The 18088-nt window shown below is 56.8% G+C and carries 13 protein-coding genes and 4 pseudogenes; 10 read left to right on the top strand and 7 right to left on the bottom strand.

Annotation, left to right across the window (positions count from 1 at the left end):
* Nucleotides 1-134 precede the first annotated feature (134 nt).
* Nucleotides 135-1139, top strand: coding sequence for a type I glyceraldehyde-3-phosphate dehydrogenase (gap, locus tag FDY98_RS14770; protein ID WP_009287089.1), 1005 nt, complete (start codon nucleotides 135-137; stop codon nucleotides 1137-1139).
* Nucleotides 1140-1153: 14 nt separating this feature from the next.
* On the opposite strand, the gene FDY98_RS28225 is transcribed toward gap, so the two are convergent.
* The 7 genes and pseudogenes from FDY98_RS28225 to FDY98_RS14740 all read right to left on the bottom strand — a co-directional run bounded on the left by FDY98_RS28225 (nucleotide 1154) and on the right by FDY98_RS14740 (nucleotide 8298).
* Nucleotides 1154-1813, bottom strand: a complete 660-nt coding sequence (locus FDY98_RS28225; protein WP_340146575.1) for a substrate-binding domain-containing protein — start codon at nucleotides 1811-1813, stop codon at nucleotides 1154-1156.
* On the bottom strand, nucleotides 1813-2202 hold the full coding sequence (locus FDY98_RS28220; protein WP_340146574.1) for a LacI family DNA-binding transcriptional regulator: 390 nt from the start codon (nucleotides 2200-2202) through the stop codon (nucleotides 1813-1815). Before FDY98_RS28220 ends, FDY98_RS28225 begins: the two co-directional genes overlap by 1 nt.
* Nucleotides 2203-2367: 165 nt before the next feature.
* Complete coding sequence (locus FDY98_RS14760; RefSeq protein WP_027958692.1) at nucleotides 2368-3474, bottom strand: ABC transporter ATP-binding protein; 1107 nt, start codon at nucleotides 3472-3474, stop codon at nucleotides 2368-2370.
* 62 nt (nucleotides 3475-3536) lie between these two features.
* The gene (locus FDY98_RS14755; RefSeq protein WP_027958693.1) at nucleotides 3537-5156 is read right to left on the bottom strand and encodes an alpha-glucosidase family protein; all 1620 of its coding nucleotides are present in this window, start codon (nucleotides 5154-5156) and stop codon (nucleotides 3537-3539) included.
* 30 nt (nucleotides 5157-5186) lie between these two features.
* The gene (locus FDY98_RS14750) at nucleotides 5187-6029 is read right to left on the bottom strand and encodes a carbohydrate ABC transporter permease (RefSeq protein WP_009287086.1); all 843 of its coding nucleotides are present in this window, start codon (nucleotides 6027-6029) and stop codon (nucleotides 5187-5189) included.
* Nucleotides 6029-7012, bottom strand: a complete 984-nt coding sequence (locus FDY98_RS14745) for a carbohydrate ABC transporter permease (RefSeq protein ID WP_027958694.1) — start codon at nucleotides 7010-7012, stop codon at nucleotides 6029-6031. The genes FDY98_RS14750 and FDY98_RS14745 overlap by 1 nt, the downstream gene beginning before the upstream one ends.
* A 15-nt stretch (nucleotides 7013-7027) precedes the next feature.
* Nucleotides 7028-8298 (bottom strand): annotated as a pseudogene (locus FDY98_RS14740) (ABC transporter substrate-binding protein).
* A gap of 454 nt (nucleotides 8299-8752) precedes the next feature.
* Here FDY98_RS14740 and FDY98_RS14735 point away from each other — a divergent pair.
* The 9 genes and pseudogenes from FDY98_RS14735 (at nucleotide 8753) to FDY98_RS14705 (ending at nucleotide 18080) form a co-directional block, all read left to right on the top strand.
* Nucleotides 8753-10260: pseudogene (locus FDY98_RS14735) on the top strand (carbohydrate porin).
* Nucleotides 10261-10399: 139 nt separating this feature from the next.
* Nucleotides 10400-12939: pseudogene (gene malT, locus FDY98_RS14730) on the top strand (HTH-type transcriptional regulator MalT).
* A complete protein-coding gene (locus FDY98_RS28210) occupies nucleotides 12921-13103 on the top strand; it encodes a LuxR C-terminal-related transcriptional regulator (RefSeq protein ID WP_340146572.1) in 183 nt (60 codons plus the stop codon). The pseudogene malT and the gene FDY98_RS28210 overlap by 19 nt, the downstream one beginning before the upstream one ends.
* Before the next feature lie 145 nt (nucleotides 13104-13248).
* Nucleotides 13249-14118 (top strand): alpha-amylase family glycosyl hydrolase, encoded by an 870-nt coding sequence (locus FDY98_RS29585; RefSeq protein WP_442907931.1) that lies wholly within the window; start codon nucleotides 13249-13251, stop codon nucleotides 14116-14118.
* Nucleotides 14082-14696 carry an alpha-amylase family glycosyl hydrolase gene (locus tag FDY98_RS29580; RefSeq protein WP_442907930.1) on the top strand — a complete coding sequence of 205 codons (615 nt, stop codon included), beginning with the start codon at nucleotides 14082-14084 and terminating at the stop codon, nucleotides 14694-14696. Before FDY98_RS29585 ends, FDY98_RS29580 begins: the two co-directional genes overlap by 37 nt.
* Before the next feature lie 227 nt (nucleotides 14697-14923).
* Nucleotides 14924-16036, top strand: a pseudogene (ugpC, locus tag FDY98_RS14720) (sn-glycerol-3-phosphate ABC transporter ATP-binding protein UgpC).
* Nucleotides 16037-16148: 112 nt separating this feature from the next.
* Entirely contained in the window at nucleotides 16149-16673 is a 525-nt protein-coding gene (locus tag FDY98_RS14715) for a DUF3455 domain-containing protein (RefSeq protein ID WP_009287082.1), read from the top strand.
* A gap of 118 nt (nucleotides 16674-16791) precedes the next feature.
* Complete coding sequence (locus FDY98_RS14710; protein ID WP_231500656.1) at nucleotides 16792-17346, top strand: sigma-70 family RNA polymerase sigma factor; 555 nt, start codon at nucleotides 16792-16794, stop codon at nucleotides 17344-17346.
* Nucleotides 17343-18080, top strand: a complete 738-nt coding sequence (locus tag FDY98_RS14705; protein WP_027958700.1) for an anti-sigma factor — start codon at nucleotides 17343-17345, stop codon at nucleotides 18078-18080. The genes FDY98_RS14710 and FDY98_RS14705 overlap by 4 nt, the downstream gene beginning before the upstream one ends.
* Nucleotides 18081-18088: the final 8 nt, after the last annotated feature.

Raw genomic sequence — 18088 nt, 5'->3', positions numbered from 1 at the left:
CATATTGGATATTTACTAGCCTTTTGGGGCGGTTGAAACGCTGTTTATCGGCCTCATGACGCTTAAATACGTATTTTTAGTAATTTTTTTACTAAAGGTGCAGATTGTTACTATTGGTCAATTGAGGAGCTATCATGACAATAAGAGTTGCGATTAACGGATTTGGCCGTATTGGCCGCAATGTACTGCGCGCCCTTTACGAAAACAGCTACCGTGACCGCGTACAGGTCGTCGCCATTAACGATCTCGGCGACCCCTCGCTAAATTCCCACCTGCTGCGTCACGATACCGTGCATGGCCACTTCCCCTTTAAGGTAGAACACGACGCCGAGAGCATCACGGTGGATGGTGATCGTATCGCCATCTCCTCAGAGCGCGATCCAGCGGAGTTGCCGTGGGCATCGATGAATATCGATCTGGTGATGGAGTGCACCGGGTTGTTTACCAAGCGCGAGGCGGCGGCCAAGCATATCGAAGCGGGTGCCAAGCGCGTGCTGATTTCCGCACCTAGCCCCGACGCTGATGCGACGATTGTGTATGGCGTTAATGACCAAGTGTTGACCGCTGAGCACACGGTGGTCTCTAACGCTTCTTGCACCACCAACTGCCTAGCGCCGGTGGCCAAAGCGTTGAACGATGCAGTCGGTATCGAAAACGGCTTGATGACCACGGTGCACGCTTACACTAACGATCAGAACCTCTCGGATGTTTACCACTCTGACCCCTACCGGGCGCGCAGTGCAACGCACTCCATGATCCCGACCAAAACCGGCGCTGCCGCAGCGGTAGGCTTGGTGCTTCCAGAGCTGGCGGGTAAATTTGACGGCTTGGCCGTCCGCGTGCCGGTGATCAACGTCTCGCTGGTGGATCTGACCTTTACTGCCAGTCGCGATACCACTAAAGAAGAGATTAATGCCATCGTTGAGAAGGCCGCGGCTAACTCTCCGGTATTGGCTGTTAACGCTGAACCGCTGGTCTCTATTGATTTCAATCATGATGCCAACTCATCGACCTTCGATGCTAATCACACCCGCGTGAATGGCCGTCTGGTTAAAATCATGGCGTGGTACGACAACGAGTGGGGCTTCTCCAACCGTATGCTGGATACTGCGCTTGCCATGCAGGCGACTGCTAAGTAATACCCTCCTAAGGGCTAAGGGCAGGTGTCGCCCAGCAGCAGCTCAGTTTGCAGCAACTGCTGGGCGAGGGGGATGCGGCCAAGAATCATCTGCGCTGCGACTCGCCCTTTGCCCACGCTATCCTGGCGCACCGTGGTTAAACGCGGTGCGCGGTACTGTCCTTCAGCAATGCCATCGAACCCGGTAATGCGTAACTCTTCCGGCACCCGTATACCGCGCTGCTCGGCCAGCGTTAGCGCCGTGAGTGCAATACGGTCAGACATGCACAGCAGCAGGTCTGGCCGTTGTTCTAGTGGCTGGTCGAGAATCTCGGCAATCACCGGCGAGCACACCTCAAAGGTATTCTCCTCGATATTCCAGAGCGGCACTTGCGCCACATCCACACCTTGCTCACTCAGCGCGTTATGAAAGCCCTCAAGGCGGGCACGGCTAATGGTGCTGGTGTTGGGCAGCAGCGTGTGCTCGGCCGTCACGCGGCCGTTGCAGACCTCTTTGGTTAAGCGCAGGTTGATAATCGCCGGGCGTTTGGGCAACTGGTTAAGCGCATGCTGGGCGATTTTATAGCTAGCAGCTGTATCATCGATATGCACCGTCGGGCAGCCTTCAATATCAAAATCGACGGCCACCAGGGTGCGTTGGGCGGGCAGTTCATCGAGCAGCTTATTGTTGGGCATTAATCCATAAACGATAAAGCCATCGGCGATATTGGCGGAGCCCGGCGGCTGTGAGGCATGGCCGCGACCCGGCAATAACAGCAGCGTGTGGCCGTGGGCATCAAGAACTTCGGCAACCCTGATAAAAACTCGCTGGCCACGGCATCGTTCAAACTGTAGGTCAGGCTTTCCGCAAGAATCACCGCAATAATCCGCGAGCGGCCGGTGCGCAGGCTGCGCGCTTTGGCGTCAGGGCCGCTGTACCCCAGCCTTTTCGCCTCTTTGAGTATGCGTTCGCGCAGGGCTGGAGAAAGCTGATCCGGCCGGTTAAAGGCATTGGAAATCGTGGCAGTGGAGACGTTGAGTTCCTGCGCAAGATCCTTGAGTGTCATACGGCGCTGATCAGTCACGGTACTTCCTTATACAGGCTTTTTTAATAATTGAAGATTAGCTATTCAAAGGATGTGCATAATAAAATCGACCCGCTGTGTGCTGCCACTCCCCATGATAAGCGAAGGGAAGGTTAGGCACACACAGAGGGTCGTTAAAGCGGGTATCTTGGTTGACTCTTGTGCTTAAGCCGCTGCTTGTTGAGTGGATAACATCAGTGCTGCACCGCTCTCATCAAACAGGTGTACTTTTTCCCAGTCCGCTGCCAGTGATACCTGCTGACCCTCCTGCCACTGACTGGGTGCTTCGCTGCGATGGATCAACAGCGTGTCGCCCTGTTTGGGCTCAAGGTAGACGTAAACTTCGTTACCTAAATACTCGACATTGACGATATCGAAGCAGTTGTTATCAGTGGGTGCCGCTAAGCATAGGTGCTCTGGGCGAATGCCGAGGGTCAATGCTTCGCCGCTTTGCCGCTGCTGGGCATTCTGGGGCAGGGCGAGCTCGCCAACTCCTACGGCTCGCACACGACAGCCGTTGGCGTCACCAGCAAGTAACTCTGCGGGCATGAAGTTCATGGTGGGCGAGCCGATAAACCCGGCAACGAATTTCGTCGCCGGGCGCTGGTACAACTCGTGGGGGCTGCCTACCTGCTCAACGTGTCCGCCATTGAGCACCACAATTTTGTCGGCCAGGGTCATGGCCTCCACCTGGTCGTGGGTCACGTAAATCATGGTGGAACCAAGGCGGTTATGCAGCCGTGCGATCTCGTTACGCATTTGTACCCGCAGCGAGGCATCCAGGTTGGAGAGTGGCTCGTCAAACAGCAGAATACGCGGTTCACGCGCCATGGCACGGCCCATAGCCACCCGCTGGCGTTGGCCCCCGGAAAGGGCTTTTGGCTTACGGTGCAGCAGCTCTTCAAGCTGCAAAATCTTTGCCGTGCTCATGACCCGCTCGTGCACGGTCTCTTTGGCGGTCTTGGCCAGTTTCAGGCCAAACGCCATATTGTCGTAAACGGTCATATGCGGGTAGAGCGCATAGGATTGAAACACCATGCCCACACCGCGTTCCCGCGGTGGCAAGTCATTGACCACGGTGTCATCCATGCTCAGGTCGCCATCGCTAATCGATTCCAAACCGGCGATCAGGCGCAAAAGGGTCGACTTGCCGCAGCCGGAGGGGCCAACGAAAACCACAAATTCGCCGTCGCCAATATGTAGGTCCACATCGTTAATAATGTGATCGCTGCCAAACACTTTGTTGATCTTGCTAAGCGTAACACTTGCCATAGGTAACTCCTTGCCGACCTCAATGCTTATGTCTTCTGGGTCGGCCTGTTGTTGTTTAGAGCTTATGAGACGACGCGCATAAAGGCCGCTTGATACCCCGGTAGCGTCAGGCTGTCACCATCGCGCTGGGTGATAAAGCCGTGGCCCTGCAAATCGCTGTCTATCGCTAGCGGCAGGTTAACCGTCTGCTTCTCAGCGGTGAGGTTGAAAACGCACAACAGCTTCTCATCCGCTTTTTGGCGGGTAAAACCGAGCAGCGTTTCACCCACATCGACCAGCGTTAAGTCGCCATCGAACAGCGCCGGGTGCTGGCGACGGAAAGCCAGCATGTTGCGCAGCGCGTTCAAGGTGGAGTTGGCATCATCCTGTTGGCGGCTTACCGCTAGATCGCGATGATGGGTCTCTATGGGGAGCCAGGGTTCAACGCTGGAAAAACCGCCATGTTCGCTACCGTTCCAGGGCATTGGCGTGCGGCAACCGTCGCGACCTTTGAATTCCGGCCAGAGCACTTTGCCGTAGGGGTCTTGGACGCGCTCAAAGGGCACGTCGGCTTCCGGCAGGCCGAGCTCTTCGCCTTGGTACAGGCAGACGCTACCGCGCAGCGAGCAGAGCATGGCCAGCGCCACTTTAGGGTAGGCGCTAGGGTCTTTGCCTGCGCCCCAGCGGGTGGCACTGCGTACGACGTCATGATTGGAGGTTGCCCAGCAGGGCCAGGCGTCGCCCGCTAGGCGCTGAAAGCGCTCCAGCACTTCATGAATATAGCGCGCAGAGTGGGGCGTGTTGAGCAAGTCGAAGGTGTAGGCCATATGCAGCTTGTCGCCACCGGCGGTGTACTCGGCCATGCGCTCCAGCGGGTTATCGTCGCCAATTTCGCCCACGGTCGTGGTGCCGGGGTATTCGTTCATCAGCGCCCGCAGATCTTTCAAGAATTCGAGGTTTTCGGGGCGGCTCAGGTCGTAGACGTGGCGCTGCCAAGTGTAGGGATTGCTATCCGGTGCGCCCAGGGTTTTAGCTTCGCCTTTGGGAACCGGCGGATTGTCGCGCAGCTCGGCGTCGTGGAAGTAGAAATTGACGGTATCCAAGCGGAAACCGTCTACGCCCAGATCCAGCCAGAAACGCATATTGTCCAACTGCGCCTGACGTGCTTCCGGGTTATGGAAGTTAACGTCCGGCTGGCTGGTCAGGAAGTTATGCATATAGTACTGCTGGCGGCGGGAATCAAACGTCCACGCCGGGCCGCCGAAAATCGATAGCCAGTTGTTGGGTGGCGTGCCGTCCGGTTTGGGGTCGGCCCATACAAACCAGTCGGCTTTAGGATTGTTGCGGTTTTGGCGACTCTCCTGAAACCAGGCGTGTTGATCCGAGGTGTGGCTAATCACCTGGTCGATCATCACCTTCAGGCCCAGCGAGTGGGCTTTTGCCAGCAGCGCTTTAAAGTCTTCCAGGGTGCCGAACATGGGGTCGACGTCGCAATAATCGCTAATATCGTAGCCAAAATCGAGCATCGGCGAGGTGAAAAATGGCGATAACCAAATGCCGTCCACATTGAGGGAGGCAACGTAATCGAGTTTTTCGGTAATACCGTTAAGATCGCCAATACCGTCACCGCGGCTATCCATAAAGCTGCGCGGGTAGATCTGGTAGATAACCCCGCCGCGCCACCAGAGTGTGTTGTCTTGCATCGTAGAGTCCAACGTTGACATAAAAATTCCTTATCCTTTAACGGCGCCTGCGGTAAGGCCTGACACAATGCGGCGCTGGAAGATAATCACTAATACGACCAGTGGCACCGTGACCACCACAGAAGCGGCCATAATCGGCCCCCAGGGCAGTTCGTAGGCACTGCCGCCTGACAGCAGCGCAATAGCGACGGGCACCGTGCGCTGGGCGTCGGTCAGCGTGAAGGTGAGGGCAAACAGAAACTCGTTCCACGCGGCGATAAATGCCAACAGGCCGGTGGTTGCCATGGCGGGCCACATCAGCGGCAGAAATACTTTCGTGATGGTTATCCAGGGCGTGGCGCCGTCCATGATGGCGGCCTCTTCCAGCTCCATGGGCAACTGCTTCATAAAGGTGGTCAATACCCATACGGTGAAGGGCAGGGTGAAGATGGTGTAGCTTAAAATCAGCCCGGCGGGGTTGTTGTAAAGGTTGAGCGCACGAATCACTTCAAACAGCCCGGAAAGCACCGCTACCTGGGGGAACATCGACACCCCGAGAATTACCAGCAGCACCGTGGAGCGGCCCCGAAAGCGCACCCGGCCCAGGGCGTAAGAGGCGGTAATGCCGAGTAGCAGGGCAATAAACACCACGCTAAACGCCACCACGATGGAGTTGAAAATAGCGCGCAGAAAGCTGGTCTGGCTAAAAATGCTGATGTAGTTATCGAAGTTCCAGTTCGAAGGCCATAGCTCAACCCGGAACAGGTCGCTCGACGGTTTTAACGAGGTGACCACCGCGTAGTAGAAGGGAAAAACGGCGTACACCATAATCAGCACAATCAACGCCCAAAACCCGATGCGCTTGGCTATTTTGGCCAACTGACGCGTATTCATTAGTCGCCTCCCAATTGGATTTGTTTACGCCCAAGGTAGAGGTAAGCCACGGTAGCCAGGGCAATGATCAAGAACAGCAGGGTAGAAGCGGCGCTGCCGTAACCGACATCCTGGAACTCGACCAGCTGTTGGCGGGCATAGACCGACATCGACATGGTGCTGGTGGAGTTGGAGGTGAGTACGTAGATAACATCGAAGACACGCAGCGCATCCAGCAGGCGGAAGATCACCGCGACCATTAACGCCGGGGTAATCAACGGTAGGGTAACTTTGAAGAACACCCGCAGCGGGTGAATGCCGTCTACCTCGGCGGCCTCATAGCAATCCTTGGGCAGCATCTGCAGAGCCGCAAGCACCAGCAGCGCCACGAAGGGAATGGTTTTCCATACATCGACCATAATTACCGCCCACATGGAGTAGGTGGCGTTAGCCGTCCAGGCGATGGGAGCGTCAATCACACCCAGGCCCATCAGCATATGGTTGATGATGCCGAACTGGTCGTTGAGCATCCATGCCCACATTTGCGCGGAAACAATGGTTGGGATTGCCCAGGGAATCAGCACCGCAGCGCGCACAATTACACGCCCCTTGAACTCGGCGTTCAAAATCAGCGCCACAATGACCCCGAAAACCACTTCCAGCGATACCGACACCACCGAGAAGTAGACGGTGTTCCATACCGACTGCCACCACACCGAGTCGGCCAGTACCCCATACCAGCGGCCATCGTCATAGACGAGATAATTCTCAAAGCCAATCAGATTGGCAGCGCCTAAATCTGACAGTGATGCATCGGTGAAGCTGAGAAAAAAGGTGCGCACCAGTGGCCAGCCAGCGACCAGGGTTAACGCAATCAGCATGGGGGCTAAAAAAAGCCAGGCGGCTTTAACCCGCTGTCGGCGAACCTTAGTGCCCCGGCGCGGCTTGGTAGTGAAAGAACGCGCCCCGGCGGGCGCGTCATCATGCTTGATGGAGGTCGACATGGAAAGGCTCCAGGGTTACCAGTTGCGACGCTTCAGGCGAGCCAATTCGTCTTCAAGATCAGCGACCGCTTGAGTGCCATCTTTAGTGCCGGAAAGCACGTCATGGGAGGTGCTGAAGAAGGCGTTACTCACCCGGCCATAAGCATCACCGGTGGGGGCAGAGGGGCGAGCGACCGCATTGACGAAGGTGTCGTAAAGGGTGCCAAAGAAGGGCACGGCTTCAAGCACTTCGTCATCCTGGTAGAGGGCGTCGATAGTGGGGTTGTAAGAGGCCTGTATGGCGCGACGCTTCTGTTCCTCTTCACCGGTCAGGAAGGCGACCAGGTCGGCGGCCAGCTCGGGGTGTTCGCTGTAGCGCGATACCGCCAGGTTCCAGCCGCCCAGGCCAGCGGCACTTTGGCCGTTTTCGCCACCTGCGGGCAGTTGGGTAACACCTACTTTGCCGCGAACGTCACTGTCTTCGCTTTGGGCCAGTGCCCAGGCGTAGGGCCAATTGCGCATAAACACGGCACCGCCGCTTTGGAAGACGCCGCGCGCTTCCTCTTCGGTGTAATTGAGCACACCGTTAGGCGAAATATCACCAATCCACGATGCGGCTAGGTCGAGTGCTTCTGCGGCGTGTTCGTTGTTAATGCTAATTTCGCCATCGGCTTCCACCACTGTGCCGCCGCCAAAGCTGGCTACCCACTCAAGGGCGTTAACGGTCAAACCTTCATAAGAGCGCCCCTGGAAGACATAGCCCTGCATACCGTCTTGGCCCTCAGCGCGCTCGGCGTCTTTGATCTCGCGGGCAATTTCGGTGAGTTCTTGCCAGGTTTTTGGCACGTCATGGCCATACTTTTCCAGCAAGTCTTCGCGGTAGTAGAGCACGCCCGCATCGGTGAACCACGGCATGGCGACTAAACGGTCATCGATGGTGTGTTGGTGACAATGGTGTCAAAGTGCCCGGCAGCGGCGTCATCGCCAAGCACTTCTTTGAGGTCGAGTAGGTGATTGGCGAGTAGGCCGGGCCACACCACGTCAATCTGCATCACATCGATATCGCTGGAGTTAGCCGAAAGGATCTGCTGGTAGAGCGAAAGGCGCTCGGTGGAGGAGTTAGGCGTTGAAACCACATCGACGCTATGGCCGGTTTTCTCTTCCCAGGCGCGTACGCCTTCCTGGCACAGCGTCAGCTCTGCGCCGACTGCGCCACAGGAAATGGTGAGTTCTTCAGCCTGAGCTTGGCTTGTTGCACTCAGCGTGCTGGCTACTGCGATGGCGGTAGTGATTAAAGTCTTTTTCATAACGGCGTACCTCGACGTTTATTGTTGTGGATGGTGTGGCTTCTAAATTAGCGTTAATTCACAAACTCAACGTTTGTTCAATGGCTCTCTTAATCTTTATCTTAATCGATTAAGATTGTGCTGCTCAGTTAGCCGCTTTGATCGAGGAAGTTCAATAGCGACTTTTGTCTAACGGCATTGTTCAGTTTTCACTAAATAAAATCGTTCCTTAGACATTAGTCGCTAATTAGCAACTAGCCGTTGGTAAAAAGAGACTTAATCGATTAAGTTTTGGCTACCTTTCCTTAAGCGCCGTGGCGTTTAGCAGCAAAGCCACTACCCCTGGGTGAACCGTGCAAGGGAAGTGTTATCGATTCGATCTTAATCGATTTAGGCAAAAGCGCTTACAGGCAGACGCTTAAAAACAGGCGCTAATAAACAACCGCTTGCCAATAACAATAGGGTACTCAAAACAATGCATAAAATGACATTTAAAACGCCGTTAGCAATTGCTATTGCCACCGCCAGCTTGGAATGAGCGGTGTTGCTTCGGCACAAATGACCATGGAACAACGCTTTGCCGAGCTTGAAGCCCGCATTGAAGCCGCGGAACAGCGCGCTGATGCCGCCGAGCGCCGTGCCGAGATTGCCGAGCAATCACAGTCGACTGCCGTGGCGACAGAGAGCGACGCGGAGATCGAAGAGCGTCTGGCTCGGGTGGAGCGTTACGCCGATGGCGAAGAGGGTTTCTCGTTCAACGTTTATGCGCGTTCAGGCTTGTTGATTGGCGAAGATGGTAAAAGCGAGAATGCTGGCCCTTACCTGACACCCGCGGGTGGAGAGGGCGGCGCCGTTGGCCGTTTAGGCAATGAGCCGGACACCTACGCTGAAGCTATTTTCAACTACCGCATGCAGTTCGATAACGGCGCCAAAGCGCTTTATCGCACCATGATTGCTGACGGCACGACCTCCAGCAATGACTGGACTGGTGGCGAGTCCGATCTCAACGTGCGCCAAGTGTTTGCTGAATTCAGCGATCTTCCCAGCTTTACCGGCGCATTTGAAAACGCCTCTATCTGGGCCGGTAAGCGCTTTGACCGCGATAACTTCGATATCCATTGGCTCGACAGTGATGTGATTTTCCTGGCCGGTACCGGTGGCGGTATCTACGACATGCAGTTGGCAGACAACTGGAAATCTAACCTCTCGATTTATGGCCGTAGTTTTTCTGACTATCCGATTGTTGACCGCGAGAACCCCGGTCTTGAAGGCGACACCGACAACCTGATCCTGACCTCCAACAACTACTTCGGCAACTGGCAGTGGATGGTCAACGGTATGTCCGCTGCAGACAACGACGAGCGCGACATTGATGTCGGCCAAACTGCTGCCGATACTGGTTTCCACACCATGATTGCTTATCATGGCGACAGCTTCTTCGGCATGGGCGAGGGTAGTTTCAAAGCGGCCGTGCTGCATGGTCAGGGGTTAGGCGCCGAGACCAAAAGTATTGGTTCACGGGGTGATCTAACTGATGACGCTACCGCCACGCGCCTAGCGCTCTATGGCACCACTTATATTGCCCCGCAGTGGCGCGTTGCCCCCTCCATTCTGGCTGAAACCAGCGAAGACCGTTATGCCCAGGGCGATAAGTACAACTGGGCAGGGCTCAACGTGCGCCTAGCCAACGAGTTAACGCAGAACTTCGAAATGCAGTACGAAGCGGGCTATCAGTGGATGGATCTCGATCCCCAGGGTTATAGCGGTCGTAACGCCGTGGATGGTGGCTTCAGCAAATTCACGATTGCGCCCACCTTCAAGCCTGAAGTCGGCGGCTTCTGGCAGCGTCCTGAGATTCGTCTGTTCACCACCTTCAGCGATTGGGATGACGACCTTAACAACTACGGTGCCAGCTCACTGGGCAACGAAGGCTTTACCGGTGGTCAGTGGACTTTCGGCGTTCAGACCGAGGTATGGTTCTAAACCGATGTAAGTTGGTTAGCGTTTAACTGTTTCTTCTCCAATGCACTTTGCCCGCGACATGTCGCGGGCTTTTTTATAGCTTTAAAAGAATTTGTGAATAGTATTTATGGAGGGCTAGCAGGGTTGCTCAGGAGCGTTTATGTCACTACTGCAAGAGAAATTAAAAGCGCCGCCGCTACCGCTTGGTGTAGTGGCCCGGCCGCGCCTTAATGACCGTTTCGGGTTAGATGAACGTGTCCGCTTACTGATGGTGCAGGCGCCTCCAGGCTATGGCAAAACCACGCTGCTGGCTGAGCGGCTGACCGCGCTGGAGCAAGAGGCCACTTGGCTAGGCTTGGATCAGCGCGACAACCAACCCGCGCGGTTTTTAGCCTACTGGCAGGCAGCGCTCGATGGACTGTTAATCGAGCACATACGGCTTTCACCCGTGGCAGACGATGGAGACTGCGTGGAGCAGTTAGAGCGCTGGCTTGGCGAATTGCCTGAGCAGCGCTCGCCGTGTCGTTTGGTAGTGGATAATTTTGAGCACCTTAGCCACCCGGATATCTTAGCTGGGATCGCCCACTGGCTGCGTCATCAGCCGCCTTGGCTAACGTTAACGCTGGCCAGCCGCTCAAGGCCAGCATTGGGTTTGGCAAGCCTGCGGCTAAGAGGTGAACTCGAAGAGATCGACCTTCACGCGTTGGCCTTTGACAGCGAGGAGGCGCAAACCCTGTGTGCCGAACAGTTGAGCTTTCCCCCCACGCGAGTCAGCCTGGAACGTGCACTGCGCAGAAGCGGTGGCTGGGTAATGGCGTTGAGCTGGCTGGTAGAGCGCACCACCACGCGGGCAGGGTTTGACGCCCTGGTTGACCGGTTAAGTGGTGCCCACCCAGACTTTGCCGCTTGGTTTGACGAACTGCTCTCCGCTGCACTGCCATTGGAAGAGCGAGAGCTAATGCTGCAACTGGGGGTACTGGAGCGCTTTTCCCCCGAGCTTATGGCCCGACTACTGGAAGGGGAGCGCTTGACCCAGCGCCTGGAGGCCTTTGAACAAGCGGGGCTATTTATTGAACGCCCAGACCCGCATGCTCAGTGGTACCGCTTTCAACGACTGTTTGGCGAGTACCTCCGTCATCGCCGTCATGAGCTTAGTTTGGCCACCCAGCGCGTGCTGCACCAGCGCGCAAGCCAGGCGTGGTTAGCCTTGAACGATCCGGTGATGGCTCTGCGCCAGGCGATACTCGCCGAGGCCCCCGATGATGTGGCAAGCCTACTGACCGCCCATGGACCCGCCTTGCTGGCAAGCGGCGCCTATTCACTGTTGGCCAAGGGCTTCGCCCTGCTCGGTGAGCCGCGGCTCTCTACCTGTCCGGAACACACGCTGCTCTATGGCTGGGTCTCCCATGCTCAGTTTCAGTTTGATATTACCGCACGCGTAATTGGCTGGATTGAAGCACAGTTGCACGCGTCAGAGTGGCAGTTGCTCAGCGCTGAATTCGCTACGCTGCGCGCCCAGTTAGCGATTAACCAGGGCGATGCCGAGCGAGCCGCACCGCTGGCCGAGCAAGCGCTAGCCGTGCCCGCCCGCTATTTAGCTTCCACGCCGCTGACTGCCACTGCCATCTTAAGCGAGGCGCGCTTTGTGCTGGGCTATTTGGAAGAGTCGCTGCAGCGGGTGCGCGAGGTAGAGCGTCAGGCCCGCCAGCGTGGCGATCATCAACTGCTGCTCTGGTCGTTTTGCCATCAGTCGGAGACGCTGGTGGCTCAGGGCGCCTACAGGCCGCCTACGATATTCAGGAGCGCGCCTTTGCCCACCTGGAGCGCGCGGAGCTTGAGCACCTGCCCGTGGCGGAGTTTCTCTACCGCATTCGCAGTCAGGTACTCTGGGAGTGGCACCGGCTGGATGAAGCCGAGCAGGCCGCGCTGAAAGGCATCGCCGTGCTGGATAACCAGGGGGAGCGCTGGACACTTCAGTGTCATATCCAACTGGCCAAAATCGCCCAAAGCCGTGGCGACCAAGCCCAGTGCGCTGACCATATTCGGCGGCTGCGCAAAATTCTCGCAGAAGGGGATTACCATATTGACTGGGTGGCGAATGCTCACGCTACCCTGTTGGCCTGGTGGCACTCCACCCAGGATCTTGATGCGGTAGAGCGCTGGCGCCAGGAAGCGCCGTCCCCCATTACTGAAGGGGCCACCAACCACTTTTCCCAGTGCAATGTGCGCAACCACGCCCGGGCGCTCACGCTACTGGGACGCTTTGATGAAGCCTGCATGCTATTAGAGGCCCTTGAAGTGCACACTCAGCGCTTGGGGCTGGTCACGGATGCCAACCGCAACCAGATCTGTCTCGCGGCAGCGGCGTGGTATGCAGGAAGAGAAGAGCATGCCTGCCAGCATATGCATCAAGCGCTGAGCTTGGCTTCCCGCACCGCCCTGGTGGGCAGCTTTCTGCGACTGGGCAAACCCCTTGGGGAGTTGCTCAATCGGTTGCTCGACAGCGGCACCTTGGATGCCTTAGAGCAGGCGAGGGCAGAGCGGTTGCTGTCGCTTGCGGGGCGCCAGAAGGATTTTGGCAGCGCCCGACGCTTAATGCTGGATGAAACGGTGATCGCTGATATTGTCGCCCGGCCAGATGTCCCCGAGCTGATCCGCACTTCGCCGCTCACTCGCCGGGAGTGGCAAATCCTGGGCTGATTCATGCCGGGCTTTCCAATGAGCAGATCGCCGAGCAGCTGTCGGTGGCGCCTACCACCATCAAAACCCATATCCGCAGCCTCTATCAAAAGCAGAATATTCGACGCCGCGACGAAGCGATTGCCCTGGCGGGACAGTTGCTGGCGCATATTCAGGGGGAATAAGTCGACAGACGGGCTACTCCTAACGCCTACGCCCAGAGTCACCCTGGGGGGAGGATTTTATCTTGTGAGCAACCCTGCATCATGCCAAGTAACCAGCAAGAACTATGTCAAGAACTGTGACAAGAACTATGGCAAGGACAAAACAATGATGCAGACAACCTCTACTTCCCACTACGTTGGCAGCCAAGGGGCCGACTGGTGGCGCGGCGCCGTGATTTATCAAATCTACCCGCGCAGCTTTATGGACAGCAACGGCGATGGCATTGGCGACTTAAAAGGCGTGATCGACAAGCTCGATTACATCGCCTCGCTTAACGTCGATGCGATTTGGCTGTCGCCATTCTTTACCTCACCGATGAAAGACTTCGGCTACGACATCAGCAACTATCGCGATGTTGATCCGATGTTTGGCACCCTGGATGATTTCGACCGTTTGGTGGAGGCCGCCCATGCCAGGGGGCTGAAGGTGACGATCGATCAGGTGATGTCCCACACCTCCGACCAGCACGCCTGGTTTGAAGAGAGCCGCCAGAGCCGCGATAACCCCAAGGCTGACTGGTACGTATGGGCCGACCCCCAAGCCGACGGCGCACCGCCGACCAACTGGCAGTCGGTATTTGGCGGCAGTGCCTGGCAGTGGGACACTCGTCGCTGCCAGTATTACCTGCATAACTTCCTGGCCAGCCAGCCGGATCTTAACTTCCGCACGCCAGCCGTGGTAGATGCCATGCTGGAGGAAGTGCGCTTTTGGCTAGAGCGGGGAGTGGATGGCTTTCGGTTGGATGCGGTTAATTTCTGCACCCATGGCGAGCTAAAGGATAACCCGCCGCGCCAGGAGATTACCGAAAGTTTTCTAGGCGTTCGCCCCGACAACCCCTACGGCTACCAGCTCCACCAGTACGACAAAACCCAGCCGGAGAATCTTGTGTTTCTGGAGCGGCTGCGCGCTCTGTTGGATGAATACCCGGCACCACCAGCGTGGGCGAAGTCGGTGATGACGACGCGCTGGGCGTGATGGCAGAGTACTCCCAGGGCGGCAAGCGGCTGCACATGTGTTACTCGTTTAACCTGCTGACCGATAAAGCCGACCCCAGTTATCTGCATGAAACGCTGACCGAAATGGAAGCGCGTATTGGCGATGGCTGGCCCTGCTGGGCGCTGGGTAATCACGATGTCACACGGTTGGCGACCCGCTGGCAGGCGGAAGGGCAGCTGGATAAGCTGCGCCTGTATATGGTGTTTCTACTCACCCAACGGGGTAGCGTATGCCTTTATCAAGGTGAAGAGTTGGGCCTGCCCGAAGCTCAGCTAACCTTTGAGCAGTTGGTTGATCCTGCCGGTATTACTTCTGGCCGGCCTATAAAGGTCGTGATGGCTGCCGCACCCCGCATCCATGGGGCGGACGCTCGCCATGCAGGCTTCAGCAGCGCCGCGCCATGGCTGCCGGTGCCTGAAGCCATGCAAGTCTTGCGGTTGATCAGCAGGATGATGATGTTGACTCGCTGCTCAATGCTTACCGTGGTTTTTAGCCTTCCGCCGCACCCAGTCTGCGCTGGTAAAAGGCGATGTGCTCTACCACCCGGTGCGAGATGAGGTGCTTTGCCTGGAGCGCACTTACCAGCAAACGCGCTTACTGATTGCACTCAATTTTAGCGGTCAAACGGTACCCGTGCAGCACCTGAGGGCGCTGAAGCTATCGCCGGTGCTCCCACGTGGCTTAACGGTGAGTGGCAGGAGGGTGCGCTGACGCTACCTCAACTGTCCCTTCCGCCCTATGGCGTGGCGATTGCCCGTTGCCCGCAATCCCAGGAGGACACGCCATGGGACGTTTAACCCTAAGCGGCATCGGTAAATCCTTTGACGGAGTGGAAATCTCCCGGGATATCGATCTCACCATCGAAGATGGCGAGTTTGTGGTGTTTGTCGGGCCTTCCGGCTGCGGTAAATCCACCCTGTTGCGCATGATTGCGGGCCTGGAGGATATTACCGAAGGGGATATGCAGCTGGATGATCAGCGGATCAACGAGATTCCGCCCCAGGAGCGGGACATCGGCATGGTGTTCCAATCTTACGCGCTCTACCCACATATGAGCGTGGCAGAGAACATGGCGTTTGGCCTGAAGCTGGCGCGGACTGACAAGGCGGAGATTCGCCGCCGCGTCCAGCATGCCGCTGAGATGCTGCACCTCACCGAGCTCCTGGAGCGAAAGCCCAAAGACCTCTCCGGTGGCCAGCGCCAGCGGTAGCCATTGGCCGCACCCTGGTAAAAGAACCGGCGGTGTTTCTATTTGATGAACCGCTCTCCAACCTGGACGCCGCGCTGCGGGTGGATATGCGGGTGCAGATTGCCGCGCTGCATAAGCGCTTGAACGCCACCATGATCTACGTGACTCACGACCAAGTGGAGGCGATGACGCTGGCTGACCGCATTGTGCTGCTTTCCCGGGGAAGAATCGCCCAGGTAGGCGCGCCGCTCTCGCTTTATCACTTTCCCAAAACCTTAGAGGTAGCGGAGTTTATCGGCTCGCCGCGCATCAATACCTTCCCGGTCACGGTAGTCGACTCAGGTGAGCGCCAAACGGTGGTGCGTCTGCCTAACGGGGAGACACTGACGGTGGCGGTCAATGGCAAGCACCTCCATTCAGGAGATGGCGCCACTTTGGGATTGCGGGCGGAAGATTTTGTATCGCCTGAACAGGCAGAGGCTCGGCTGACAGCGAGATTAATGGTGGCGGAAAAGCTGGGTTACGAAACCCTGGCGCATCTGCAGGTAGACGGTATAGACGCTACCTTAACCCAGCGTTTGGATGGCTTAACGCAACTAACCGAAGGCCAAACGATCGACTTGGGTTTAGCGGGCCAGCATTGCCATCTTTTTGATCTACAGGGGTGCCTGCCCGCGGCAGGTGGTGGTAGATGGGGTAAGCCAATAATCGCCCATCTTATTTTTTTCAATAAAAGTGCATCCAATACGTCTCCTCGCGGGTAATCCCTATACAGGCGCTATTTAAGGCGGCTGATAAAAAACCTTTTAGGAGACTGAAAATGACCATCCAACCTCTTACGCGTGCAGCACTTGCCGCTACCTTGATTGCATCCTTCAGTCACGTCGCGCTGGCAGACATGACGCCCGCGGAAGTTCAGGTGCCGGACGGTAATGCTGTCGCCCTCGAAACCGTTGGCGTTGGCGCTATTACCTACATGTGCGAAGCCAAAGACGACGGCAACATGGGCTGGGTATTCAAAGGCCCCCACGCGGCGCTTAACGACAGCGAAGGCACACAAGTAGGAAGCTACTACGGCCCGCCAGCCACCTGGGAAGCGTTGGATGGCTCAAAAATTACCGGCACTCAGCTAGCCACGGCTGCCAATGGTGATGGCAACATCCCGCTTCAACTGGTGGAAGCCAATCCGGCTGAAGGCGAAGGCGCTATGAGCGGTGTTAGTTATATTCAGCGCCTGAACACCCAGGGTGGCGTTGCCCCGGACGTCACCTGCGATATGGATCACGACGGAGCCACCGCGGTAGTGACCTACCAGGCGGACTATATCTTCTGGGTTGCTGAATAAGTCGACTGGAATGTTAATTCCGCTGGGGGCTCGTCTGTCGAGTCCCCAGCGGCTATGCTGTCTCTGAGAACGACGACTGGCGTCGGTGCCGTCACCAGGGAGCTAGGGTTTGACTGACGTGTATTCAGAATTTGATCATGCTGCGGCATTAGCCAACTGTGCCCGTGGCGAGCATGACGCCTTGCAGCAACTCTATGTTCATGAAGGTGCCCGACTATTAGGCGTCGTCATAAGAATCGTCAAGGATCGTGGTATGGCCGAGGATATTGTCCACGATGCCTGTCTTAATATTTGGCAGCATGCCGATAGTTTTGATCCCGCCAAAGGATCCGCGCGGACGTGGATATTTAGCGTGGCGCGTCACCTGGCACTGAACGCTATCCGTTATCGCGACCGTGAAGTCACTTTTGATAATCACGATCCCACCGAATTAGATCTCGATGAACATTTTCAGCACGCCTCCGTTGCCGATGAAGCTTTCGATTGGCAAACCGGCCAGCGGATGGATAGCTGTTTGGAAGCGCTTGAGCCGGAGCGGCGTAACTGCGTACTCCATGCCTATGTTGACGGCCTGAGTCATGCGGAAATTGCGGCGCATACCGGCGCGCCGCTGGGAACCGTAAAAGCCTGGATCAAACGCAGTTTGCTGCGCCTACGGGAGTGTATGGCATGAGCCGCCCCAGTCAGCACGAACACCAAGACGACCATACTTTAGCGGGTGAATACGTGCTGGGTACGCTTTCGTTAGAGCAGCGTAAGGCGCTAGAGGCCCGGCTACCTAACGAGCCTGAATTGCAACAAGCCGTGATGGCTTGGGAAGAGCGTTTCTTGCCCTATACCGCTATCACCGACCCGGTAACGCCTTCTGACAATTTATGGCCGCGTATTGAGCGCAGCTTAGCGTCACGGGAAGCGCTTGCTAAGCGTGCTCGACCTGCCTCTGTCGTGCCGCCAAGACCTCGCCGCATGCTGCACAGCCTGCCGCTTTGGCGCGGCGCTGCCGGGTTTGGCTTAGCGGCGGCGTTAGTATTGGGCGTGATGCTGGCCAATGAAGTAACTGAACCGACGACCCCCGAGTACATGGTGGTTCTGCTTGCTCCGCAAACGCAGTCAGCGGGTTGGGTAGTGCAGGCCTCATCACGCCAGGAAATCGAGCTGATCCCATTGGGTACTTTCGAAGTACCTGAAGGTAAAGCGCTTGAGTTTTGGACCAAAGCAGATGAGTGGCAGGCCCCGGTATCGCTGGGTTTAGTGGAGCCAGGGCAGCCGATCCGTTTGCGCTTGGATGAACTGCCGCCTCTTGAGGATAACCAGCTATTTGAGCTAACGCTGGAAGACGAAACCGGCTCACCAACCGGCCTGCCCACCGGGCCGATTGAGTTTATTGGCCGCGCGGTCGAGATTTAGCCACTCAA

Origin of the sequence: Halomonas sp. PA16-9 (assembly GCF_009728585.1) — a bacterium.
Taxonomy (GTDB): Bacteria; Pseudomonadota; Gammaproteobacteria; order Pseudomonadales; family Halomonadaceae; genus Vreelandella; species Vreelandella titanicae.
The sequence above is the reverse complement of the archived record's forward strand: the minus strand, read 5'-3'. Positions and strand labels throughout refer to the sequence as shown.

Bases quoted from the DNA above. Each gene is read 5' to 3' on its own strand.
- gap (WP_009287089.1), top strand. From the start codon at position 135: ATGACAATAAGAGTTGCGATTAACGGATTTGGCCGTATTGGCCGCAAT.
- FDY98_RS28225 (WP_340146575.1), bottom strand. From the start codon at position 1,813: ATGCCCAACAATAAGCTGCTCGATGAACTGCCCGCCCAACGCACCCTG.
- FDY98_RS14760 (WP_027958692.1), bottom strand. From the start codon at position 3,474: ATGGCAAGTGTTACGCTTAGCAAGATCAACAAAGTGTTTGGCAGCGAT.
- FDY98_RS14755 (WP_027958693.1), bottom strand. From the start codon at position 5,156: ATGCAAGACAACACACTCTGGTGGCGCGGCGGGGTTATCTACCAGATC.
- FDY98_RS14750 (WP_009287086.1), bottom strand. From the start codon at position 6,029: ATGAATACGCGTCAGTTGGCCAAAATAGCCAAGCGCATCGGGTTTTGG.
- FDY98_RS14745 (WP_027958694.1), bottom strand. From the start codon at position 7,012: ATGTCGACCTCCATCAAGCATGATGACGCGCCCGCCGGGGCGCGTTCT.
- FDY98_RS29585 (WP_442907931.1), top strand. From the start codon at position 13,249: ATGATGCAGACAACCTCTACTTCCCACTACGTTGGCAGCCAAGGGGCC.
- FDY98_RS14715 (WP_009287082.1), top strand. From the start codon at position 16,149: ATGACCATCCAACCTCTTACGCGTGCAGCACTTGCCGCTACCTTGATT.
- FDY98_RS14705 (WP_027958700.1), top strand. From the start codon at position 17,343: ATGAGCCGCCCCAGTCAGCACGAACACCAAGACGACCATACTTTAGCG.